The sequence below is a fragment of the Enterococcus sp. AZ126 genome (assembly GCF_051714545.1).
GTDB lineage: Bacteria > Bacillota > Bacilli > Lactobacillales > Enterococcaceae > Enterococcus_L.
This window is the reverse complement of record NZ_JBIOSB010000001.1, coordinates 1,324,802-1,350,947: the sequence shown is the minus strand read 5'-3', so window position 1 is coordinate 1,350,947 and position 26,146 is coordinate 1,324,802. Positions and strand designations below refer to the sequence as shown.

The window sequence follows — 26,146 nt, the reverse complement described above, 5'->3', positions numbered from 1 at the left end:
ATATCGACACTTTTAATTAAATAGAAAAACCTAGAGGAATTTTCCTGTAGGTTTTTTTCATCATTGATTTAATTCTGTAGATATTCTTCACTAACATTAGTTGACAAAGGGTTAAAAATATATTACGAACTCATTACGTCTTTGATATTCTAAAGATATATGCTATTCTAACTCATTTTTACTGATCTTTTTGATTTTTTCTGCTAAAGCAGTTGGGTTACCACGTTCAACATAGAAGTTATTCTTGTTATCTTCTTTGAAAAGTTCTCTGTTGGCTTCAGAATCTCCTAATATCACTGGTTTGTTCATTGCTTTATAGATATATGTTTTACCGGCAATTGTCCGATTTGCTTTTCCAATAGTAGCGCTAAAATGTCCAGCTAATGCTAAGTTTGAATTAGCTATTTGCAACGCTAATTGTTCTTGTGTCAACCATTCGATAAAAGTTGTATTAGGAAAATCATTACTATCAAGCTGATATTTTTTTATAATAGGACCTACAATAGTAAATTTTATTGAAGGATCATCTTTTAACTTTTTCATGGCATCAAGTATAATCTCTATTCCTTGAACGGGTAAAATACTACCAAAATAAATAACTTCAAAAGGTTGTGAATGTTTTGTTTCAGCTATTGTCCTATTGTTTTGGTAGATACTAGTATCAGCTGATATATAAATAGTTTCAATTTTATCAATTGGAAATTGGAATTCTTTTGAGAAGTAGTTTCCATGTGTTAGAGTATCCGTAATGACCAAATCTGCTTTGTGAATTGTTTTAGTATCTAGCCAATGAGTTAAGTTTGAAAGGATACCACCATTTTTGAATTTTTTTCTATCATCGACAAGCGTGTCATAGACAGAAATAAAAAAATCTATAATAATTAATTTATTTTTAGGAAAAAAAGGAAATAGTAGAAAAAGTAATTGTGGTGAAAAACCTAAAAATAGAACATCATATTTTTTCTTAAAAAGAACAGGAATTAAATGGAAATAAACTTTTAAAACCCGAAGTAAATAGTTTTTTGTGGAAAATGCAATAATTTTTATAGAATTACTATATTTACTTATTAATTCTATTTCTTGTGTATTTCTTATATAATCAATATTTTTTGTAGATACGAAAACAGTATCTTTTCCTTTTAAAGAGTCGGTTAAATTTTGTGTCATTATTGATTGCCTCCATCAATAATTGTTTTTGTGGTAGTCTCTTCTTTATTGATAAATTTGTCCCAAAAAATGATGATAATAAATGCCAAAGCATCTGATATAGTTGTTAGAACTCTTAGAATGACCATGGAAAGAGTAATTGTCGAGATATTCAGTAAGCCACCTGTTACACCAACCATTACGGCTTCTTTAATACCAATGCCTGCGGGAGCTCCTGGAGTGATAAAACCAACAAGCCAAGAAAGAGTATATGCAGAAAACAGTTTTAAAAATAATGAAAAATCAAGTGGGACATCTAAAATATAAACAAGTGTAATAATATACATCAAACTTGAAATCATCATTACTATAATATAGTAAAATAGACAGATGAAAATAGTTTTTAAGCTTCTTGGATGTAGCAAATATGCATACTTACTAAAGTATGAAGTTACTTTCTCTTTAAACAAAAAGAAGAGTATTGCGAGAATAACTAAAAAAGCTAAGATACCAAGAAGAATATATAGGACATAGTTATTTTTTACGATAAACGTGAAAATGTAGTCGTACAGGAAAAAAATGGATATTAGTAATGCTGATAGAACAGTCATGCCCACGTCAACTAGAGTTGCTGAAGCAACTTCAATATGTGGGATACCTTTTTTTACTGCCAAGCCATTTCTACCGACGTACTGAAAAACGTTACCAGGAACATATTTTAATAAGTTGGATTTAACATAAACTACAATGCTATCTTTAAAAGGAATGCTTACATTAGAAAATAATTCGACTAACTTTTTCCAAGGATAGTTATTCGTAATAACAATAATAGATTGTATGATTACTATAATGAGAACAGGAATGATATTTTTGAACTGGAATAATGTGCTATAATCGATGTCACTGCTAATCAATTTTTTTAAGACAAAGAAGATTGCTAAAACAGTTACGATATTACCTATAATCTTTATAATATTTTTTGTATCAACTTTCATAAATACCTCACTTTCTTTTTTACCAAAATCAAGTTTACTCTATATAGGTGAATTAATCAATTTACTTCTATATAATAGTAACTTCATATTAACTTCCTTAAAAAATTATACAAAACTTGATTTGTGTGTCTCTTTTAAGTAGAATAGTAGTGTTAAAGTTTTATTGAGGTTCATGCACCGCTTCTTAATTATAGAATAAAATAGTCTATTAGAAAGAAGGATGATAATTAACAAGTTAGAAACTCTGCGTAAAAATACATTAGTGTCGGAAGGAATAAAATTCAAATGATTAAAGATCTATTTTCTTTTATAATGGATATCTACAGAAATAAAAAATTAGTATTACAATTTTCAATAAACGATTTTAAGGCTAGATATGCTGGTTCATTTTTCGGGATATTTTGGGCTTTTATAAATCCTTTAGTTACAGTATTAACTTATTGGTTTGTTTTTGGTTATGGAATCAAGGCTGGTTTAACGGACGGAAAATATCCTTTTATAGTTTTTCTGATTACTGGGATTGTTCCTTGGTTCTTTTTTTCAGACTCACTCACATCAGCAACGAATGTTTTTAGAGAGTATACTTATTTAGTAAAAAAAGTTGTGTTTAATATTCGAATTTTGCCAACAACAAAAATATTAGCAAATTTGTATACACATTTATTCTTTATCTTTATCACATTGGTTATTTGTATTCTTAATGGATTTGCACCTACTTTGCAAACCTTGCAGCTTTTTTATTACTTAATTTGTTTAGGTGCTTTTTTAACAGGTCTTACATGGATTACTACTTCAATTCAGCCGTTTTTGCCTGATGTGATGCAGTTTATAAGTATTATTTTACAAACAGTTATGTGGACACTGCCAGTTCTTTGGTCGCCAAGCCAATTTTCTCCAAAAGTTGTTCAGTTTTTGAAATTTAACCCCCTTTACTATGTCATTCAAGGATATCGAGAATCTTTCTTAAGCGAAGGTTGGTTCTGGGAACATTGGGCACTAGGACTTTATTTTTGGATATTTACTTTAGGAATGTTATTGATCGGTTCAATTATTTTTAAACGATTGAAACCTCATTTCTCAGATGTTCTATAAGAAACTTAAGGAGAATCAGTTATGTCAGATTATGCAATTAAAATAGACAAAATTACTAAGACTTATAACATGTATGCTAAACCAACAGATCGTTTTAAAGAAGCTTTGGATCCAAGACGTAAAAGTTACCATGATTTATTCTATGCATTAAAAGATGTTGATATTCATGTAAAAAAAGGGGAAATGATTGGGTTTATCGGAGAGAATGGTTCTGGTAAATCGACAATGTTAAAAATCATTACAGGTGTTTTAACACCTACTTCTGGTTCAATTGAAATCGAAGGTAAAATTTCTGCTTTATTAGAATTAGGTTCAGGATTCAATCCAGAATATAGTGGCTATGACAATATTTATTTGAATGGAATGGTTTTAGGTTTTTCAAAAGAGGAAATTGATGGAATGGTTGAAGACATTATTACGTTTGCAGATATCGGAGATCACTTATATCAGCCAGTAAAAACATACTCTAGTGGAATGTTTGTTCGCCTTGCCTTTGCTGTTGCAATCAATGTTGATCCAGATATTTTAATTATTGATGAAGCTTTGGCTGTAGGTGACTTGGAGTTTCAACTGAAATGTATGGATAAATTTACTGAAATAAAAAATTCTGGAAAGACTATTTTATTTGTTTCCCATGATATCAATTCTGTCCGTCGTTTTTGTGATAGAGTCTATTGGTTAAAGAATGGTGAAGTGGTTGAAGAAGGCGATGTAATGAACGTCTCATCAAATTATGAAAATTTCTTAAAGAAAAAATCTATCAAAACTATTGATACTGAAAAATCAAAGCAAACTGATCAGGAAAATACTGTTCCAGACATTGTTGAAGTAAATAGTGCAGAACTTTTAAACTCTGATTTGTCTCCAATTGAAATAGTTGAGCAAGATCAAAAAGTAATTGTAAAAATTAATTATACAGTAAAAAGAGAGTCAATAAAAAATCCGGTTTGTGGTGTGGCTATTCGTACAGTTGATAATCATTATGTTTGTGGTTTGAATACATTATTAGATAAAGTGACTATACCTTGGCGAAAAGGAGAGAATACTTTTTATATTGAGTATGAGAAGATGTCATTGCTGACAGGTGAATATTATTTTGATATTGCTTTTTTTGAAGAACATGCAACTGTTCCATTGGAATACAAAACAAAATATTTGAAAATGTTCATTAGTGGCCAATATACAGGCGAGGGAATTGTTATATTAGATCATGAGTGGAAGGATACCATAAAAAATGAAATATGATTTTGAAATGGATATTGATGAAAGTACTAGTGTAGGAAAAATTGCTTCTTACATCAAAAACCAAAGTTCTGTATTAGAATTTGGACCAGGAAACGGACGAATGACTAAATACTTAATAGAGGCTAAAAAATGTGAAGTGTCAATCGTCGAGTTAGATAAAGAATTGTATGACTATGTCATCTCATTTTCTAATGACGGATTTTATGGGAATATAGAAGAGTATACATGGGCAGATTATTATGCTGGGAAAAAATTTGATTATATCGTATTTGCAGATGTATTGGAACATTTAATGGACCCAATTAAGACATTGGAAATTGTAAAACAATTTTTGAAAGATGATGGAGAAGTATTGATTACTTTTCCAAATATCGCTCATAATTCAGTACTTATCAATCTGTTCAACAATAAACTTAATTGGACAAAGTATGGTTTGTTAGATGCCACACACAAGACATTTTATACACAGTCTGGATTTGAAAAAGTATTTGATTCAATAGGTTTATACATTAATAAAGAAGATTTTACGATAAATGTAGTTGGAAATAACGAGATTGATGCTCACTATGAAGACTTACCTATAGAAGTGGTGGATGCGTTTAGAAAAAGACCTTTTGGTGAAGTATACCAGTATTTTTACGCACTTAAGAAAAGCCCAGTTGAATCTCCTATACGAGTAATACCTGAAAACTCATATTACCATCGACGAGTATTACTTCAGTATGAGTTAGAAGATAATATTGAAGAAATTGTGATTTCAGTCAATAATTTTACTGGTGAAAACAAAAGTTTGCCTATTGAAGTTCCTTTAGGTGTGAAATCGTTAAAAATTATGCCTTTCCCAGAGAACATTGGTGGAATTATTCGATTTTTTGTCGATGTAAATGGAGAGCAAAGTCATAATGTTGAAACTAGTGCTGTCTTTGAACATAATGAAAAATATATTTTCACTAATATGCAACCAGCATATTTTTCTCTTTCTGGAGAAGATGTTGCTGGGAAGGACCTTGTTTTGAATTTTGATTTTATTTATCAAGGTCAATATTTGTATGAAATGAACCTAATGATGGAAAGATTAAAAGAAGTTGAAGCAGAAAAGCAAATGGTTATAAATCGATATTATGATTTAGTATCTAGTGAAAAATGGGAACCTGCTAGACGTAAATCAGAGAGAGCTTTCTCTCAGACGTCTGTCGAAGAGTTGAATAGAGTAATGGCGCTAAACATTGATGGTACAGTGAGAAATGAACTAACCAAGACATCTACTATTAAAGGTTGGGGTGTCTCTAATGTAGATAAAATGCCACTAAATTTTGAATTAGAAGCGAACAACGCACCTTATTTCAAATTAAAGAGAATACATCGTACTGAAATAAATGAAGGATTTGGTTTTCCAGAAAATCTGGATTATGGTTTCGAAATTGAAGTAGCAGATTACAAATTAGAACAATTTTTTAATTTTGTCGTTTCTACTGAAGATGGTGAATCATGTGATGTGATTATTAATCGTCATATTGGTTTATATTTCCCAGCTAAACCTTCTTCGAGAATACGTAGGATTCTAGGTGCTGTGAAACGTAAAGGAATAAAAGGCTCAGTTAAGTGGCTATTAAATAATCAAGTACAAAAGAATAGTTATGAAAAATGGATTGCTCAAAATGAAGTGTTTGACAAGGAGAAAATACTCACGGAAATAATGAGCTTTGAGTATCAACCCAAAATATCAATTGCAGTACCAGTATATAACGTTGAGGAAAAATGGTTAGATGCATGTATAAGTTCCTTAAAAAATCAATTTTATACTAATTGGGAATTATGTTTAGCAGATGATGCTTCCCCAAAAAAATATATCCGACCGTTACTTGAAAAATATGCTGCTAGTGATGAAAGAATAAAATTAGTATTCAGAGAAAAAAATGGGCATATCTCAGAGGCAACTAACTCAGCGTTGGAAATTGCGTCTGGCGATTATGTTGGTTTTATGGATAATGATGATGAATTAGCACCCAATGCGCTATATGAAATTGTAAAAGCGCTGAACAAGGATAGAGATATAGATTTTTTCTATACAGATGAAGATAAAATGACTCTCGAAGAAAGAAGGTTTGATGCATTCTTTAAGCCCAATTGGAATCGTCAATTAATTTTACAACATAATTACATCACACACTTTGTTGTTGTAAAAAATGAACTTTTAAATCGAGTAGGTGGTTTGAGAACGGAATATAATGGTAGTCAAGATTATGATTTTGTTTTACGTGCGACTGAGAAAGCAAAAAAAATTCACCATATCAAAGGTATCTTGTATCATTGGCGGGCAATTGAGACTTCTACAGCACTAAATCCTGAAAGTAAAACATATGCTTATGTAGCTGGACAACGTGCACTTGAAGCTGCACTAAAACGAAGAAATCTAAAAGGAAATGTTAAAATTGCTGAGTTTTATGGATGTTATAAAATTGATTTTATCCATGATACGACGCCAAAAGTTTCAGTTGTATTTGTTGGGAATAGCAAAAATTTTAATAATAACTTAGAGTCATTATTGAGAAAAACTTACTATCCTAATTTTGAAATTTTGGTTCCTACATCCTCAAAATTTACTATGTCCATTAAAGATGCTAGAGTTCGATTTGTAGATGGTGATATCAATGCACGTGTGAAACAAGCTACAGGTGAATTTATTTTATTACTAAATGAAAATCTGTCACCACTATCTGGCACATGGTTAAATGAACTAATGAATTTTGCTCAATTAGAAGAGAGTGGTATTGTTTGTGGAAAAATTAGTAGCAATGATAACTTAATCTCAAACATTGGTGTAACTTATGATATAGAAAATAGCAAAATCATTTATCCAGAAAGGAACAATCCAGCACAAAATCTGGGTTATTATTATCGTGCTGGACTTCCAAGAGGAATCCATGCTGCAACTGAAGATTGTATGATATTTAGAAAAAATGATTTTGAACAAGTAAATGGAATATCGGAAGAATTTGGTTCTCAAGTGATGGGATTTGACTTTAGTTTGAAAGTAAGAAAATTGTTAGAAAAAGATATTGTTTATGCGTCATATGCTAAATTAAAAGAATCTGAATCAATCGATTTTCACTTTGTTCCAGAAATATTGATTGAACTAGAGAAGAAGTGGACAAAAGATGGATTGATTGATCCATACGGAAATCCATTATCATTTTAAATTTTGGAGGAAATTATGACAAATAAAGTAACAATCACTATTGATAGTATTCTCCGAAATGGGAAAGATAAAACAATTACTGTAAAAGGCTGGGCTTTTGATCAGAAAAACAAGGTAGCACCAGTCATTACTGTAAAATCAAGTCCAAATGCAGAAGTTGAAATTACTCAGTTTTACCGAATAGATGTGAATATTTTGTTTGATTTACCAAATGAAATGTGTGTTGGATTTGAAATTAATATCAAGCCTAAATCATTAAAAGGAAAAGTTACGATTCAGTTTACTGCAAATAAAGTAGTATCCGACTACACGATAAAACTTGGTAAAAAGTATTCGATTGAGCTAGGAACAGAAACACCTACTCAACTGAAAATTAGTAAAATTCGGAAAGGACTAAGTTACTTAAAACGCAATGGAGTAAAAAATGCTTTAAATCGCTACAAACTAGAAAAATTTATCAATGGTGATGAATATCGAGCATGGATTACGCAAAATGAGAATTGGAATATTGCTGAATTACAAGAAGAGTTAGATCAATTTAAGGTTCAACCGCTTATTTCTATTGTTATGCCTGTTTATAATGTTGAGCCGAGATGGCTAGCTAAATGTATTGAATCTGTACAAAAACAATTATATAAAAATTGGGAGCTATGTATTTGTGATGATGCATCTACTAATAATGAAGTTAAAAAAACCATAGAACGATTTTCTTTAAAAGATGATCGAATAAAAGTTGTCTATCGTCAGAAGAATGGTCACATCAGTGCAGCAAGTAATGATGCATTGAAATTAGCTTCAGGTGAATTTGTTGCGCTATTAGACAATGATGACGAACTTGCAATCAATGCACTTTCAGAAGTTGTCAAGATTATAAATCAGACTCCAGATGTTGATCTCATTTATAGTGATGAAGATAAAATCAACGAAGATGGAAATCGATTTGAGCCTGCATTTAAACCAGATTGGTCTCCTGATTTGTTGATGGGAACCAATTATATTTCACATTTAAGTGTTTACCGCCGTAGTGTACTAATGGATTTAGATGGTTTTAGAACGGGTATTGAAGGTTCTCAAGACTATGATTTAGTCTTACGTTTTACTGAACAGATTCCAGAAAAAAATATTAAACATATACCAAAAGTTTTGTACCATTGGCGCACAATCCCTGGTTCAACTGCATTATCAGCTTCAGAAAAAACATATGCTAACGATGTGGGTATAAAAGTCTTGAAAGATGCTTTGTATCGCAGAGGTATAAAAGGGAGTGTCTCTAAAGGGATTGCGCCAGGTTTTTATACCATATCTTATGAAGTGATAAGTGAAGAATTAGTAAGTATTATCATTCCAACTAAAAATGGCTATGAAGATGTCAAAACATGTGTTGACTCTATAATTGATAAAACTAGCTATTCAAATTATGAGATAATCATTGCAGATAATGATAGCGATGACCCTAAAATGGATGAATTGTATTCTAGTTATAAAAAAAGGCTTGGAAGTCGGTTTATTGTGTATGAAATTGATATCCCGTTTAATTACTCGCGTATCAATAATATTGCTGCTAGTAAAGCAAAAGGAAAATATTTATTATTTTTGAATAATGATACCCAAGTTATTTCATCTGATTGGATGACACGTATGGTTTCTTATGGTCAATTTGATCGTATTGGTTGTGTTGGTGCCAAATTATATTATCCAGATCGCACAATTCAACATGCGGGAGTTGTTATGGGATTAGGTGACGTTGCTGGTCACGGACATCACTATTTCCCAGACAAAGACTTAGGATATTTTGGGCGTCTATATTTGGATGTTGATTATTTAGCTGTTACTGCAGCGTGTGTATTAGTGAAAAATGCTGACTTTGAATTAGTTGGTGGTTTTGATGAGGAATTTACTATTGCATTTAATGATGTTGATTTATGTATGAAGATATATGAATTAGGACGCTATAACGTATGGGTTCATCAAGCTGAATTATATCACTTTGAATCAAAGTCTAGAGGATATGAGAACACTCCAGAAAAAATAACACGTTTTGATGGTGAAAAAAAATTATTGCAAAAGAAATGGCGTAAGTATATTGATAATGATCCATTTTATAGCCCAAACTTGACAAGAGGGACTGGTAATTTTACGATTCGTATCGAGTCTTAAAAGTTAGTCGTACAATAAGATATAAGAATTAAAAAGTATTTGATAGTCAAGACAAGAAGGCAGGATTTATTATTTTTAGTCTTTGATAAAAAATGTTGTGTGGTCAAAAGGAGGTAAAAATGGATAAAATAAAGAAAGATCAGGTTAAAAATTGGCTTGTGAAAAATCAATCTATGATTGCTCTTGTCATTTTATTTTTAAGTATTACTTATTATTTATCTTTTTTTGGTTTACAAAAAGGGACAGATGATGAATGGTTTCAAAGAATAAGTCAGCAACAAAATTATTTTGATTATATATCAAATCGTTATATGACTTGGTCTGCAAGGTTTTTCCCTGATAGCGTAATGTATTTTGTTTTTTCTGTACCTATGATTATGTATTGGGCAATTACTTCTTTGGCCGTAATTTTAACTTCTTATTCAGTAGTTCGTATAATTAAAAGTGAAGTAAAGACTTTTGATATTTTTGTTGTCTGTACTTTATTTGGATTTATGAACTTTGAAATGTTTTTCCATTCTTTCTTATGGATTACAGGAGCAGTCAATTATTTATGGCCATTAGCCTTAGGATTGTTTTCAATGATACCTTATGCAGATTATGTGTTTAGAGGAGATAAATGGGGTAAAAATCGTTGGATTTTCTTCAGTATACTATCGACAGTATTATTTTCATTGAGCAATGAACAATACTTAATGGTTGGATTTTGTGCTGCATTGACTGGACATTTGATGTTATTTATAAAAAAAGAAAAGCAATTATTTTTTCTTTTATTTAAAACAGTACTTATGTTTTTAGGGATTTTATTCATGTATTTTGCTCCTGGTAATGCTTTGCGCCTTCAAAGAGAAACTGAAAAGTGGTATCCTGACTTCAATGAATTATCAGTTTTTTCACATATAAAAGTAGGTTTAAACTTTATGGTCATGGGAATTTACAATAATATCTTTTCTCTATTTCTTTTAGTTATTCTGTCATCCTTACTTTTATTGAAACTAAATAGGTCTTCATTTTTTATAATAAGTATCGTTATTGCTTGTTTGTCTTGCATGTATCTGTTTCCAGGATTTTCAAGTGGACTTGGTCAAATTTATAATTACTCAATAAAGCAACTTTTTAGTATTGATGCATTTACTGTAGTGATAAAGAATTTCTTTGTTGCTTTTCTTCTGTTTATTATTACAGGAATTGCAGTTTATAGAAGTGCTACTTATAAAAAATTCTCATTATTGTGTATGATAGCTTCTTTATTTTCAATTATCATGTTATGGTTTTCGCCTACTCTTTTTGCTTCTGGTAGTAGAGTATTTGTTTGTGCGGGAGTGTTATTTGTTATTGTCGCATATGACTTGGTGAATAAAAAGATTAATGATATACAAATTCCCAAAAATATGCTGTTAATAATGCTTGCTATTTATCCAATATTTAACCTATTATTACCAGTACTTTTAGGAAGTATTGAAAAAATTTGATTTAAATAGTAATATAAAAATAGAAGTTGAAATCTACTATAAATAGATAGTGATCTAAGCTCTTTATCAACGAATGTTGGTGAAGAAAATTCAAAGAATTAAATCAAATATTGTGAGAGCTTGGGACGTAAGGTCCCAAGCTCATTTTTTTTCAAAACTCAGTATTGATTTTTGCTGGTTCATGAAACTGTTTCAAGGCACGATAAATAGGAGAAACAGATATCTTCTTTTGACAAGCAATTACACTTATATGGGTGACTTTTCTGAGCTGTTTAGGAATGAATAGCGTCACCCTTATTCGAAATCAAATACTATTTTTCAGTAAGACTCATTTCAGTAACAAAAACTCTGTCACAGGATTCGTAGGAAACAGATTGTTTCTATAGACTTAAATAGGTTTGTTACTCAGAAACATCTTTCAGTGAAATCAGACAAGATATAAAAATATAATGGTTAAATCTATTCACTTATTTTCCTTTAAGAGAATATCGAAAAGATTCTCCTTTTAGTCTGTTCTATTTTTTTGAAATAATTTAATCGAATAAAATATAGAAATGATTCCATGTATTCTAAGAAAATATTGAGTGATTCATTTTGTTTTCTGAAATTTTTCAGTTAGATGATAATTAGATATAGCAGGAGATTTGCTCATAGACAAAAAAAAAATACTTTGCTACAATCAAGCTAATATGATAAGAAGGGGTGTAAAATTGAAAAAAAAATTAGGATGTTTATTTGTTGGTATGATGATATGTATGATGGTTACGCCATCATCTGTTTTAGCAGAAGAAATAAGTGAGTCGACTAGTACTATTGAAAGTCAATTGACGCAAGAAAGTACTGAAAATGAAGAAAAGAGTAACACTGCTATAGAAGCAAGTACAATTGACGATACAAATGAAACAGTTGGATATGAAGATTCTGAAACAAAGGATAAGGAAGTCAAATTAAGCTATTCAGTTTACAATAAAAAAACAGGTTGGCAATTTGGAGAGGAAGAAGGCGGGCCTAGTTTAATTCAAGATAACAGAATTGAAGCTTTTAAAATTAATTTAGACGGTATAGAGCCAGAATTAGGTACAGTTCAATATCGTTCACATGTGGCGAGTATTGGCTGGCAAGATTATGTAGATGCTAATGAAATTAGTGGTGTAGCTGGAAAAAGACTAGAAGCTATTTCGCTTCAATTAACGGGAATTTTAAAAGAAAGATATGATCTTTATTATAGAGTTCAAGTTCAAAATGTTGGTTGGTTGGATTGGGCCGTGAATGGACAGAATGCTGGAACTATTGCTTTTTCGTATGAAGTTCAAAGGATTCAAGTTAAACTAATCGAAAAAGGATTAGCGGCACCAGGAGAAACAACGCGACCTTCATTAGACTTTAAGCAGCCGAATGTTAATTATCAAAGTCACATACAAAGCATCGGCTGGCAGACTGTAAAGTCTAATGGACAGACTAGTGGAACGATTGGCCAATCCAAACGTATGGAAGCAATGAGAATAGCACTTGATAATTTGCCAGTTGATGGAGGAGTTGAATACAGAAGTCATGTGCAAAGCATTGGTTGGCAAAACTATGTATCAAATAATTCTATTACTGGAACGGTTAGTCAGGCGAAGCGTATGGAAGCAATCAGTATCAGATTAATCGGGGATATCGCTAAACACTTTGATGTCTATTATCGTGTACATGCTAAAAACTTTGGTTGGTTAGATTGGGCAAAAAATGGAGAAGATGCTGGCACGGCTGGGTTTGGATACCAGTTAGAATCGGTAGAAATCAAATTAGTCAAAAAAGGTATAGAGGTTTCGGAACCTTCAACAAGACACTTTGTACAATTTAAGCAACCTGAAATTTTATATCAAAGTCATATTCAATCTATTGGTTGGCAAGCAACTAGTAAAAATGGTCAAGGCAGCGGTACAACAAATCAGCGTAAAAGAATTGAAGCGATTAAGATAAATGTTGAGAATGCTCCGGTTTCAGGTGGAATTGAGTATCGTAGCCATGTTCAAGGCATCGGCTGGCAAAACTATGTTTCTAATAATCAATTGAGTGGTACTGTTGGTCAATCAAAACGTGTTGAAGCTTATGATGTTCATTTGACTGGAGAATTAGCAAAACATTTTGATATATACTATCAAACACACACAGAATACTTTGGTTGGTTAGGCTGGAATAAAAATGGTGGTGTCAGTGGTACTTCTGGTTATGGTTTTAGAATGGAAGCTTTTAAGATTATTATAGTTAAAAAAACATCTTCTGGGCCAGAAGTTTCAAATAATTATAAAAAGGCACCATCCAATATTAGTAATTATTACCTTGATGTTCCTGCGAAAATTGAATTGAAGACGAAGCACTATTATACAGACCAAGCATTACGAAGAGGCAATGATATTGCTGCCGGAACCGTGATAAACGTAAGAGGAAAAATTTTAGATAGAAATGGTTATCCACTTTTAGTCACTCCCTATGGTAATGTTACAGCTAATAGAAACATAGTTGTCTCTACAAATAAAGGACAAAAAACATTTATGGATGTACCATTTTATAATCAAAATACTTATGGCTATCCAAATGGTTGTGAAGAATTTTCTTTGTACATGGCACTGCAGTATTTAGGTGCCACGAAGGGACAAAACGTTCATCAAGTTACAAATGCTGTTCCTAAAGTTCCTTCATCAGGAAATCCGCATGATGGGTTTAATGGGAACCCGACAGACAGATACGGATTCCATACTATTTACCCGAAAGCATTTACACCATATGCGAAAAGATATGCACCTAATTCTAAAGATATTAGCGGAGTTAATACCGCTCGATTTAAAGAAGAATTAATGAAAGGAAATCCTCTAGTTGTTTGGGGAACATATCCATATTTGGCGCCACCTATTATTGATGGAACTTATTATGGATCTTTGAAAGTTGCGAATCTTCATGTTTGGCTAATAACTGGATTTGATGGTAATACTTTTTATGTGGCGGATCCAATTTATGGTAAGCTTACGGTTAGTGAAGGAACGGTGGGACTGTCTTATAGTCCTAATAAAATGGCAGTTGCTATTGATAAGTAGAATAGAGGATGGATAATGAAAAATAAACAGATTTTGATATTGTCTGCTATCATCATTTTAGTAATTGGTCTATTTTTCTTTGTTAAAACGAATAATAAGAAAAAAGTAGATAGTCAAAGTTCAGAGACAACATTATCTAAGGTTGTTGAACAATCAGTACAGTCAGTGATTGATTATTCTAGTGAGACAGAAACGTCATATAGCTATGAGAAGATCACTCTCAGTATAGAAGAACTAAAAAATTACAGAGAAAAAATTGAAAAAGCTGGTTTTGATAGTACCTTATTTTCAGATCAGGAGATTCAAATAATGGATTTAGAACTAGATAAAAATGACCAATCTATTTCTGATTATTTGAAAAACAAACCAGAAAAAATTTTTGATGAATCTGAGATTGAAAAAGTTCGTAAAGAATTAGAAGCAGCGGATATTGATCCAAATAAGTTTCATAACAATGAAATCGTTGATTTTATAAAACAAGCCAAAAAAGAGAAAAAAACAATAGTAGATGTTGTGAAAGAGTACAAAAGATAAAAAAATAATCATCAAAAATAAGGATTGAAAGCTTTTTAAATCCCAAAAACCCGCACAATACATTTATGCATCGTGCGGGTTTTAGTTCAACCATTCCCTTTGTCACAAGCTCTCATTTATAAACAGAAATACTTCTAATTGTTTGATACTCGCTCTTAAGAGTGATACAATAATTCCGATTGAAGGGACTATTGTGACAAAAATGATCGCCTATCGCGGCATTAAAGGAACCCATCTTAAAATACTTTAGTTGCTTTTAAAGAAGCTGTTCAATTTAAAATTACCGGGATCGAATTAGACGTCCAACTATCAAAAAACATCTGCTTGTTTTGATTCATGATGAAATTGTCGATCGTACGACCAACGGTCATGGAAAAGTGGGATGCTTGACATTAGTCGGATTAAAATAGCTGGATGTTGGCAGTTAGTTTGAAAAAATTCGATTTTCCAGGGAATTACGATTAGACAAGAAGTATTGATCGCGTTAAAAAAAGAATTTTCAAAGATTATTAACTATTGAAATCAAAACTGAAAAGATACAATATGAAATAATTGAGTAGCAAATAATTCAGTTACTACATTTCCAAGTCAGAACGTTTAACTAGATGTATTCAAATTTTTATTTTAAAAGTTTAGAAAAAATTGGGAAAATAGAAAAAGAACAAAAAATCATTTCATTGTTTAAGTAATCAGAAACAGATAAAATAAAAGCTCTTCAATCAACATTTGTCGAAGGAATTCATCCTGAAATCACATGGGTGTTAGAGCATTTGAATGACTTGGCTGATTATCCTAAAGTAATTCGACCTTGGACTGTTAATGACAAGGAAAAGATGAAAATTTGTTTTAACTATCATATTTAGTAGGTATCTACACAGATTTTCCAGAGTTAGCATTGAAAATACGAGAAAACATACAAAATAAAGGATGAACAGATTGAAAAAAGTATTAGTGATTGCAGGTCCAACTGCAGTTGGAAAAACCTCTTTAAGTATTTCATTAGCTGAAAAATTGAATGGAGAAATAATCAGTGGTGATTCTATGCAGGTTTATAAACAATTAGATATAGGAACTGCAAAGGCAACAGAAGAAGAGCGTGCTGGTATTGTGCATCATTTGATTGATTGTCGTGAATTAACACAAACCTATTCCGTAGCTGATTTTCAAAAAGAAGGTCGTCAAGCAATCGATTCGATCATAGAGAAAGGCAAATTGCCGATCGTTGTTGGTGGAACAGGTCTTTATATTCAAGCACTGCTGTACGACTTTGAATTAGGTGTTAAGGATGAATCAGCAGAAATTCGAGAGAAGTATAATTTGTTTGCTGAAGTTCATGGAAATCAGTACTTATGGGATTTGTTAAAAGAAAAGGATACTGCAGCTGCAGAACGTATTCATTTTAATAACCGAAAAAAGATAATTCGAGCCTTGGAAGTGTTTGATAAAACAGGTTATAGTATCTTAAGCCCTAAAGAAACGCCTAAACCATTATATGATTACTTTTTAGTAGGATTAGAGACAGATCGTACTATTCTTTATGATAGAATCAATGAGCGGGTGGATATAATGCTCAATCAAGGGCTTCTAAATGAAGCAAAATTACTGTACAAAAAGCAAACACAACAATCGATTCAAGGAATCGGTTATAAAGAATTTTTCCCTTACTTTGAAGGTGAAAAAACGTTAGAAGAAGCAATCAATCAAGTAAAGCAAAATTCAAGAAGATATGCGAAAAGACAATTGACCTGGTTTAAAAATCGCATGAATGCCAGTTGGTGGGATTTAGTACAAGCGCCGGCTAGTATTTCGGAGTTAGAAAATAAAATAGAGAACTGGCTAGATTCTTCGAAAGGATAAATAATGAAAAAAAAAGCAGAAAAAGTCATATTGGTAGGGGTAGAAACAGAGGAAAATTATACTCGATTCGAAGGTTCTATGAAAGAATTAAAAAATTTAACTAAAACCGCACAAGGAGAAGTCGTATTTTCTTTAACGCAAAAAAAAACTCGAATTGATTCGAAAACAGTGATCGGTAAAGGAAAATTAGAGGAATTAGTACAGTTGGTTGATGCATATGAAACCGATATCGTCATTTTCAATCATGAGCTAACGCCGAGACAAACTCAATTGATCATTGAGGCTGTCGGAGTGAAAGTAATTGATCGAGTTCAGTTGATTTTAGATATTTTTGCGATGCGGGCTCGTTCAAAAGAAGGAAAGCTACAAGTTGAGTTAGCTCAGCTGAATTACTTGCTCCCCCGACTGATTGGCCAAGGGAAACAATTATCTCGTTTAGGCGGAGGAATCGGTACAAGGGGACCAGGAGAAACCAAACTTGAGTCAGATCGAAGACACATTCGAAATAAAATTATTGCAATCAAAAGAGAATTAAAAGAAGTGACTGCACATCGTGAACGAAGCCGACAAAAGCGTCGTTTGTCAGATATTTTTCAGATTGGGTTGATTGGATACACCAACGCAGGAAAATCAACAATTTTAAACTTGTTGACCACGGCTGGAGCCTACTCAGAAGATCAACTATTTGCAACATTGGATCCATTAACTAAAAAATGGCAATTACCTCAAGGAATGATTGTAACATTAACTGACACGGTAGGGTTTATTCAAGATTTACCTACGCAATTGATTGAATCCTTTCAATCAACACTAGAAGAAAGCCGCAACATGGATTTATTATTACATGTGGTGGATGCCAGTGCAGAAGATCGTTTACAGCATGAACAAACGGTTGTAGAATTACTTAATGATTTAGATTTAGAACAAATTCCCGTTTTAACTGTGTATAATAAAAGTGATCAAATTGATGAAACTGAATTTGTTCCGACCTTGTTTCCAAACGTGTTAGTTTCGGCCAAAAGTACATTGGGAAAAGAAGAACTTACTAGATCTGTGCGAGAAAAAATGATGGAATTGCTAGTGCCTTATGAATTCGATATATCATCAGATCAAGGATTGGAGTTGAGTCAATTAACTCGCTATACATTACTTCTGTCTAAAGTTTTTGAAGAAGATAAAAATGTGTATCATGTAAAGGGATTTGCATCGAAAACTTCTAAGTGGACAAGATAGATTTTTAATCATTCAAAATTTTATTTGAGGCTGTTTGTCAGTTAATGTTGGTTAAGAAAACCTAGAGGAAAATTCCTCTAGGTTTTCTATTCGATTGAAAAAGAACGTTACCAAAAGCAGAAAGCAATTCTTAATTTAAAATTGTAGAAATTACGAAATCCATACGCGTTTCTCTTTAATACGGTTGTTCAAGCATTCCAAAAATTGTTTAAGACACTATAAACAGAAGAGACAGAGACCTTCTTTTGACGCGCAATCTCACTCATAGACGTAACCTTTCTTAATCGATCGTCAATGGATAGCTTCACTTTTTTTCTCCACAATGGGGACAGGAGTGGGCTAAATAGTTTAATGTACCAGAAAATACCTGACAAATTCGCCCCTTAATGCGTTCTTTTTCTAAAGGATTTTCAGTAAAACTAATGTTAAAGTCTAGAATATCTAAGGTATTTTTGATAAGATTGGTGTAAGACATCTTGATTTCCTTTTTTTTGAATGGTTTTAGACGACTTAATTCTAAAGGATATCAGGGTTTCTTTTCTATTTTTTTGCATAAAAAAAGATACCGGTGATTTCTCGCCAACATCATAAAGTATAGAGCTGATATAAATCGTAGAGTTATATCCTAACCTCTTTTTTGTTTTAATCCAAATTTTGTGAAGAATACCTGATTTAAAGGTTTTTCAATAGCTCTTTTATTTTTATGTCAGAAAACCTTACATAAATCATTGACAACAGAAAAAAGTATTGATATTCTATATTTATCTAAGAGAGGGGGGTGGATATGAGAGAAAAGGAACTGAGAAGATCAATGTCAGTTTTTCCAATTGGTACAGTTATGAAACTGACTGATCTATCGGCACGTCAAATCCGTTATTATGAAGAGCAAGATTTGATTCATCCTGAAAGAAGTGATGGAAACCGACGCATGTATTCACTAAATGATATAGATGTATTGTTGGAAATCAAAGATTATTTATCTGATGGTCTAAATATGGCAGGGATCAAGCGCGTTTATGAGATGAAGTTAGAAGAACAAATGCATGCGCAAGAATCAAACAAACCATTGACTGATGAAGACGTTCGGAAGATTTTATATGATGAACTGATTTCTCAAGGTGGGCTTACTCAACAAAATCCATTCCAATCAAGAGGACCAAAATTATAATAGTTGCGCTTTAGACAAAAAAAATGAAGGACGTGAAGGATACAATGACGAATAAACAAACCACAGTAGAAGATATCAAACGAATAGCAGATGAAGAAAATGTTCGATTTTTAAGATTAATGTTTACAGATATTATGGGAACAATCAAAAATGTGGAAGTTCCAGTGAGCCAATTGGACAAAGTGTTAAGCAATAAAATGATGTTTGATGGGTCTTCTATTGAAGGTTTTGTGAGAATTGAAGAAAGTGATATGTATTTGTATCCAGACGTATCGACGTGGATGATTTTTCCATGGGAAAGTGACCACGGGAAGGTTGCTCGATTGATTTGCGATATTTATAATCCAGATGGAACACCGTTTGCTGGAGATCCTCGTGGCAATTTAAAACGAGCATTGGCTGATATGGAGGCGTTAGGTTTTACTTCATTCAATCTTGGGCCTGAACCAGAATTTTTCTTATTCAAATTGGATGAAGATGGTAAAATTACTACGGATTTAAATGACCGAGGTGGCTATTTTGATTTTGCACCAACAGATCTTGGTGAAAATTGCCGTAGAGATATCGTCCTTGAATTAGAAAGTCTTGGTTTTGAAGTAGAAGCCTCTCATCATGAAGTAGCACCGGGGCAACATGAGATTGACTTTAAATATGCAGATGTCATTGAAGCTTGTGATAATATTCAAACTTTTAAATTAGTGGTTAAAACAATTGCTAGAAAACATGGATTACACGCAACCTTCATGCCAAAACCACTGTATGGGATCAATGGCTCTGGTATGCATTGCAACATGTCTTTATTTAAAGAGAATGAAAATGTCTTTTACGACGAAAATGGTCCGATGCAATTAAGCCAAACCGCCTATCACTTTCTTGGTGGCTTGTTGAAGCATGCGCGTGCTTACACCGCAATATGCAATCCTACTGTTAATTCGTATAAACGTTTAGTACCAGGATATGAAGCACCCGTTTATGTTGCATGGAGCGGCCGCAATCGTTCGCCTTTAGTACGAGTTCCTGAGTCACGTGGGTTATCGACTCGTTTAGAATTACGATCTGTTGATCCATCAGCAAACCCCTATTTAACAATGGCAGCTCTTTTACAAGCTGGTTTAGATGGAATTAAAAATGAGATTACGCCACCTCAAGCAGTTGACCGCAATATTTATGTGATGAACGAGGAAGAGCGAAAAGAAGCAGAAATTCATGATTTACCTTCGACACTCCATAATGCAATCAAAGAATTACGTAAAGATGAGGTAATGATGGACGCATTAGGTGAACATATATATGTAAATTTTGTTGAAGCCAAACGTATGGAATGGGCTGCGTTCCGCCAAACGGTTTCTGAATGGGAAAGAGAACAATATTTAGAATTATACTAAAAAATGTGTGGGTAAACCGAAAATTGGTTTATCCATTTTTTTAAACCTTCAGTCAAAAATGGTGAAGTATGCTATAATTTTAAGTGAGAATCATTATCAATTAAATGGAAGGAGCTAGAAGGATGATTGTTCAAACCGTTACCTTTATCATAAAAAAAGAAGGTAAAGCAATTTTCGAAACCAAAACAAGTAAGGATGTTACTTCAATGTTGGAATTTTCAGGTTGCATATCAAGTGAATGCTGGTTTCTAGAAGAAAAAAATACTTGTGAGTTTATGTTGGTTTCTAAATGGGAGAGTAAAAAAGATTTTCAAAACTGGCTGAAGCGTCCTGAACATTTACAAGAACATCGAGAGGCACATAAAAAGAAAGAAACTAAGCCGTCCTTTGTAATAGAGAAAATTAGAAAAAGCTACGAAGTTTCTTTTTAAAAAGAATATGTTAGAATCTGAGAGTGACCTATCTACTTTGGATTCTTTCTTTTTATTTGCTCAAATAAATATGGATTTGAAAAGAAGATTGGTATCCTAGCTCTTATACGAATTCTAAGGAGAAAAGATGTGAAAGAATTAAATTTTTCTTCAACTATCCTAGAGAAAATAGAAATACTTCGACAACACGGATGGGATAAAGACGCTTTAAATGTCTACATAAGGAACATAAGTGAAAAAAAAGTGAACACGGATCATGAGATTTTTTTAGTTGGTTCTGAAATTTACACAGAAATGTTTAAAAAAAGTCAGCTGTCTGATCAAGAAAAAGCCATGCTTGTTATTGGTCATTTGGGTGGTCATTTAGATAATTCAGGCGATTTACAGTTTGTATCAACAGAATATAGATTTTCTGATGAAATGCCACTTGGGGCTCCTTTTTTTGATTGTTACTCAAAAGTCGTACAGCGAGCGTATCCAGATGGCTTGATCATAGATCCTGCAGATAAAAAATTAACAAAGACCGCTCTTAAGAAAAAATACGCAAATGAAACAAAAATCCATCAATTTAGAAATTATTTAGACAAATGTACGATTGAATACGTGGAAAACTATAAAAATAAATACGGTTTAAAAAATGACGAAACGGCAATAAAAATGATTCTTGGTAATGATTGGTTTTATGCAGATCCACAATACCATAATCGTGCTCAATTAGGCTTTGATATAGCGATGGAAGATCTCAAAAAGGGATCTAGAAGTCTTACAAACAAAGGATTATTAAAGAAAGTCAGAAAACATGGATTTTATCGAAAGATTCTATCCAGTGATTATCATAGTGAGTTTATTGTAGACGAACAAGGACAGCTTTTAAGCCAATGGAAAGACGATATTGAAGCAAGAGATTCCTTAGAAAATGCAATCGCAAATGGCGAAACATTTAATTACGGAGAACGGCCGAGAGCAGATCAACAGCATACACATGATAAATTAGACGGAACCCCACCTAGATATTTTGATACAAACAAGCGAAATGAAGTGAAACGTACCTGGCTTTCACCAACGGATAATTGGGTTTACCAAGTTGTTAGAAGACTAGCAGAAAAAGGAATCAAATATAAAAAATCAACGGTAAAAAATTTGACCGAAAAATAAGCTAAGTCAGCATTCTATTTCGACTGACTTAGTCTTTTTTTTCACAAAAATCGTTTATATTATAGGAAAAGAAACATAGCCCAAATAATAAGTTTGTGAAATATTTTCACAAAACATTTCAAATTTGGTGTATTTCCGTTATAATAGAAAAGAATATGCGTGCAACTATTCTACTTTTAGATAGAAGGATGATGACTATTATAATGCGAAAAATGAAGACAATGGATGGGAATACGGCTGCTGCGTACATCTCATATGCGTTTACTGAATTAGCCGCTATTTATCCAATTACACCTAGCTCAACAATGGCGGAACTTGTTGATCAATGGTCGGCAGAAGGAAAGCGAAATATTTTTGGACAACCTGTTAAAATTGTTGAAATGCAATCAGAAGCAGGTGCTGCAGGTGTGGTCCACGGATCGCTAAAAACAGGTGCACTTACAACTACATATACAGCTTCACAAGGACTATTATTAATGATTCCAAATATGTATAAGATTGCAGGAGAACTCCTTCCGTCCGTCTTTCATGTAGCGAGTCGAGCGGTAACGACAAATGCGTTGAATATTTTTGGTGACCATGGTGATGTTATGGCTGCTCGTCAGACTGGGTTTGCGATGCTATGCGAAAGCAGTGTACAAGAAGTTATGGATCTATCTGCGGTAGCTCACTTGGCTTCAATTGAATCGAGTGTACCGTTTATCAACTTCTTTGATGGTTTTAGAACAAGTCATGAAATACAAAAAATCGAAGTATTGGACTATGACGAATTAGCCCCGTTATTGGATCAAGAAAAAGTGAATGCGTTTCGTAGCAGAAGTATGAATCCTAATCATCCTTCTGTTAGCGGAACAAACCAAAATCCAGATATTCATTTTCAACAACGTGAAACGATCAATCGCTACTATGAACAAATTCCAACTGTTGTGAAAAAATATATGGATGAAATCAATTTGCTTAGAGGAACATCGTACGATCTAGTTACCTATTATGGTGCAGAAGATGCGCAAGAAGTGATTGTTTCGATGGGATCAGCTGCACAAGCAATCGAGCAAACCATTGATTTCCTAACGAAACAAGGGAGAAAAGTTGGTTTCTTAAATATTCATTTGTATCGTCCGTTCCCAATTGAAAACTTTTTAGAAAAAATGCCTAAAACGGTTAAAGCAATCGGCGTGATGGATCGTACGAAAGAACCTGGAGCAGGTGGAGAGCCTTTACTTTTAGATGTTCAAAGTGCGATGTATGAATCTGACTTGCGTCCGATGATTATCGGCGGACGTTATGGATTGGGTTCAAAGGATGTTTTACCAAATCAAATCGTTGCAATCTATGATGAACTATTAAAAGATAAAAAAACGGCGAAATCTCGTTTTACGATCGGAATCGTAGACGATGTGACCTACACGTCTCTTGACTGTGGAGACGCACTTGATTTAACCAATCCTAAAACCTATCAAGCAAAATTCTGGGGTTTTGGTTCAGATGGTACCGTTGGTGCAAATAAATCAGCAATCAAAATTATTGGGGATCATACAGATAAATATGCTCAAGGCTTCTTTTATTATGATTCAAAAAAATCGGGTGGCTTAACGGTATCTCATTTGCGTTTTGGAGACTCAGCGATTCGTTCGACTTACTTGATTGAGCACGCAGATTTTGTTGCGTGTCATACAGCCGCGTACCTAAATACGTATGATTTAGTTAAAGGGTTGAAAAAAGGCGGAACCTTTTTACTGAACACGGTTTGGAATGATGAGCAATTAGAACGCTTCTTGCCAAATAAATTAAAACGTTATTTAGCTGAAAATGAGATTGATTTTTATACGATCAATGCCGTAAAATTAGCCAGTGAAGTAGGTTTAGGCGGACGAATCAATACAGCAATGGAAACAGCATTTTTTAAATTGGCGGACATCATGCCGTTTGATGAAGTTTTACCAATCTTAAAAGAAGAAGCATTCAAAAGCTATGCTAGAAAATCTATGTCAGTTGTTGAAAAAAATGTTCAAGCAATTGAACGCACGGTTGAACTTCTGCATAAGGTCGAAGTGCCAGCTGCTTGGAAAACAATTGAAGTTAAACCAAAAGTCCGTAAAGAGAATATTACTGACTATGTTCATGAGATCGTAGAGCCAATCAATCGCCAAGAAGGTAATGAGCTTGCGGTCAGTGCTTTTATCAAAAATGACATGACAGATGGACGTATGCCGCTAGGTACAACAGCTATAGAAAAACGCGGTATCGCTGTAGAAGTTCCTGAATGGAATAGCGATCGTTGTACGATGTGCAATGAATGTGCGTTTGTTTGTCCCCATGCAGCGATCCGTCCATTCTTGGCAGATGATGAAGAAATGGAAGAAGCACCTGCAGGATATATCGTAAGGGAAATGCGTGGTGCTGACGGATTGAAATACCGTATTCAAGTTTCTGTGGAAGATTGTACAGGCTGCGGTCTTTGTGTGGATGCCTGTCCCGCAAAAGGCAAAGCTTTAGTCATGAAACCTTACGAAGAGCAAAAAGAGCAAGCGATGAACTGGGCCTTTTCTATGACCTTGAAGCAAAAAGAAAATCCAGCTAAACCAAATACCGTTTTAGGAACACAGTTCAACAAACCTCTATTAGAATTTTCAGGTGCTTGTGCTGGCTGTGGAGAAACGCCTTATGTAAAATTATTGACTCAAATGTTTGGTGATCGCATGATGATTGCAAACGCTACTGGATGTTCATCTATTTGGGGTGGTGCGGCGCCTGTTTCTCCTTATACGACAAATATTGAAGGACAAGGTCCTGCTTGGTCTAACTCGTTATTAGAAGATAATGCCGAATTTGGTTACGGCATGCTATTAGCTAGCCAAACACGTCGTGAACATTTAGCAATGAAGATGAGTGAAGCCATGGATGTTGCTTCTCAAGAATTAAGATTATTAATGGAAGATTGGATCAATCATATGCACACGGGTGAAGGAACACAGCAACGTGCTGCCAAATTAAAAGCTGCATTACTTGATGAAAAAAATGATCAACCGCTATTAGAAGCAATTTTTGCGGATAAAGATTTATTCGTGAAAAATAGTCAGTGGATGATTGGTGGAGATGGCTGGGCGTATGATATTGGTTATGGTGGGATCGATCATGTTCTTGCTAGTGGAGCAGATGTTAATATGCTCGTTTTAGATAATGAAGTCTATTCTAACACTGGCGGGCAAACTTCAAAAGCTACACCAGCGTCTGCAATTGCCAAATTTTCTGCAAGTGGAAAATATGTTTCTAAAAAAGATTTAGGCATGATGGCGATGACTTATGGTAATGTTTATGTCGCACAAATCGCCTCAGGAGCGAATCAAATGCAGACAATTAAAGCTTTTGAAGAAGCCGAACGCTTCCCTGGACCCTCCATTATTATTGCGTATACGCCATGTATCACACATGGATTAGCTGGTGGGATGAGTAAAACATTAGAAGAAGCCAAAGAAGCAGTTAATTCTGGGTACTGGTCATTGTATCGTTATAATCCTGAACTACGAGAGTCAGGAAAAAATCCAATGACATTAGATTATAAAAAACCGAATTTTGAAGAAATGCAAAACTTTATGAAAAAACAAGTCCGTTTTTCTTCGTTAGAATCTACACAGCCTGAATTTGCAGGTAAACTTTTTGAAAAAACAGTTGCTGATGCAAAAAATCGTTTTTACAATTATGCACGCATGGCTGGACAAGAAGAAAAAATTCGAGCAAAATTAGAAAAGACAACGGATAAAATCAAGGCTGAAAAAGCCCCTCTACCACGACAAAAAAAAGAACGTGTGGTTGATCCAGAAGCAGATGCAAGAAGAGCTGCCAGACGAGCAGAACGTGCAGCAAAACGCGGGAAAACAGACGAATAATTGAATTAGGTTAGAATGAAAGAAGTGGATCACTGAGGTCTTCTTCTTTCATTCTTTTTTATTTAAATTTTTATATCATTTGTTCTCAGCCTGTAACCAAGCAAAAGATTATG

At 33.4% G+C, this 26,146-nt stretch carries 17 protein-coding genes; 14 read left to right on the top strand and 3 right to left on the bottom strand.

Annotation, left to right across the window (positions count from 1 at the left end; genetic code table 11):
* Positions 1-162 precede the first annotated feature (162 nt).
* Complete coding sequence (locus IGI43_RS06475) at positions 163-1,167, bottom strand: glycosyltransferase (protein WP_438757004.1); 1,005 nt, start codon at positions 1,165-1,167, stop codon at positions 163-165.
* Positions 1,167-2,141, bottom strand: a complete 975-nt coding sequence (locus IGI43_RS06470) for a hypothetical protein (RefSeq protein ID WP_438757003.1) — start codon at positions 2,139-2,141, stop codon at positions 1,167-1,169. The genes IGI43_RS06475 and IGI43_RS06470 overlap by 1 nt, the downstream gene beginning before the upstream one ends.
* 285 nt (positions 2,142-2,426) lie before the next feature.
* Between IGI43_RS06470 and IGI43_RS06465 the strand changes: the two genes are divergently transcribed.
* From IGI43_RS06465 to hflX, 9 genes are all read left to right on the top strand, one after another.
* Positions 2,427-3,233, top strand: coding sequence for an ABC transporter permease (locus IGI43_RS06465; protein WP_438757002.1), 807 nt, complete (start codon positions 2,427-2,429; stop codon positions 3,231-3,233).
* A 21-nt stretch (positions 3,234-3,254) separates the two neighbouring features.
* Complete coding sequence (locus tag IGI43_RS06460; protein ID WP_438757001.1) at positions 3,255-4,478, top strand: ABC transporter ATP-binding protein; 1,224 nt, start codon at positions 3,255-3,257, stop codon at positions 4,476-4,478.
* Positions 4,468-7,677, top strand: a complete 3,210-nt coding sequence (locus IGI43_RS06455; protein ID WP_438757000.1) for a glycosyltransferase — start codon at positions 4,468-4,470, stop codon at positions 7,675-7,677. Before IGI43_RS06460 ends, IGI43_RS06455 begins: the two co-directional genes overlap by 11 nt.
* A gap of 15 nt (positions 7,678-7,692) precedes the next feature.
* Positions 7,693-9,834, top strand: coding sequence for a glycosyltransferase family 2 protein (locus tag IGI43_RS06450; RefSeq protein ID WP_438756999.1), 2,142 nt, complete (start codon positions 7,693-7,695; stop codon positions 9,832-9,834).
* A 119-nt stretch (positions 9,835-9,953) separates the two neighbouring features.
* Entirely contained in the window at positions 9,954-11,306 is a 1,353-nt protein-coding gene (locus IGI43_RS06445; protein WP_438756998.1) for a DUF6056 family protein, read from the top strand.
* A gap of 710 nt (positions 11,307-12,016) precedes the next feature.
* Positions 12,017-14,383 (top strand): C39 family peptidase, encoded by a 2,367-nt coding sequence (locus IGI43_RS06440; protein ID WP_438756997.1) that lies wholly within the window; start codon positions 12,017-12,019, stop codon positions 14,381-14,383.
* 15 nt (positions 14,384-14,398) lie between these two features.
* A complete protein-coding gene (locus IGI43_RS06435; RefSeq protein ID WP_438756996.1) occupies positions 14,399-14,917 on the top strand; it encodes a hypothetical protein in 519 nt (172 codons plus the stop codon).
* Between the two features lie 936 nt (positions 14,918-15,853).
* On the top strand, positions 15,854-16,774 hold the full coding sequence (gene miaA / locus IGI43_RS06430; protein ID WP_438756995.1) for a tRNA (adenosine(37)-N6)-dimethylallyltransferase MiaA: 921 nt from the start codon (positions 15,854-15,856) through the stop codon (positions 16,772-16,774).
* Positions 16,775-16,777: 3 nt separating this feature from the next.
* Positions 16,778-18,007, top strand: coding sequence for a GTPase HflX (hflX, locus tag IGI43_RS06425; RefSeq protein WP_438756994.1), 1,230 nt, complete (start codon positions 16,778-16,780; stop codon positions 18,005-18,007).
* 304 nt (positions 18,008-18,311) lie between these two features.
* Here hflX and IGI43_RS06420 read toward each other — a convergent pair whose 3' ends face one another.
* Positions 18,312-18,482, bottom strand: coding sequence for a hypothetical protein (locus IGI43_RS06420; RefSeq protein WP_438756993.1), 171 nt, complete (start codon positions 18,480-18,482; stop codon positions 18,312-18,314).
* Between the two features lie 309 nt (positions 18,483-18,791).
* Here IGI43_RS06420 and IGI43_RS06415 point away from each other — a divergent pair, with 309 nt between their 5' ends.
* The 5 genes from IGI43_RS06415 to nifJ all read left to right on the top strand — a co-directional run bounded on the left by IGI43_RS06415 (position 18,792) and on the right by nifJ (position 26,033).
* Positions 18,792-19,175, top strand: coding sequence for a MerR family transcriptional regulator (locus IGI43_RS06415; protein WP_438756992.1), 384 nt, complete (start codon positions 18,792-18,794; stop codon positions 19,173-19,175).
* Positions 19,176-19,219: 44 nt separating this feature from the next.
* Positions 19,220-20,560, top strand: a complete 1,341-nt coding sequence (gene glnA / locus IGI43_RS06410) for a type I glutamate--ammonia ligase (RefSeq protein ID WP_438756991.1) — start codon at positions 19,220-19,222, stop codon at positions 20,558-20,560.
* A gap of 122 nt (positions 20,561-20,682) precedes the next feature.
* Positions 20,683-20,991 (top strand): antibiotic biosynthesis monooxygenase family protein, encoded by a 309-nt coding sequence (locus IGI43_RS06405; protein WP_438756990.1) that lies wholly within the window; start codon positions 20,683-20,685, stop codon positions 20,989-20,991.
* 129 nt (positions 20,992-21,120) lie between these two features.
* Entirely contained in the window at positions 21,121-22,146 is a 1,026-nt protein-coding gene (locus IGI43_RS06400) for a DUF3114 domain-containing protein (protein ID WP_438756989.1), read from the top strand.
* Positions 22,147-22,349: 203 nt separating this feature from the next.
* Positions 22,350-26,033: a pyruvate:ferredoxin (flavodoxin) oxidoreductase gene (gene nifJ / locus IGI43_RS06395; protein ID WP_438756988.1), complete on the top strand. Its 3,684-nt coding sequence runs from the start codon at positions 22,350-22,352 to the stop codon at positions 26,031-26,033.
* Positions 26,034-26,146: the final 113 nt, after the last annotated feature.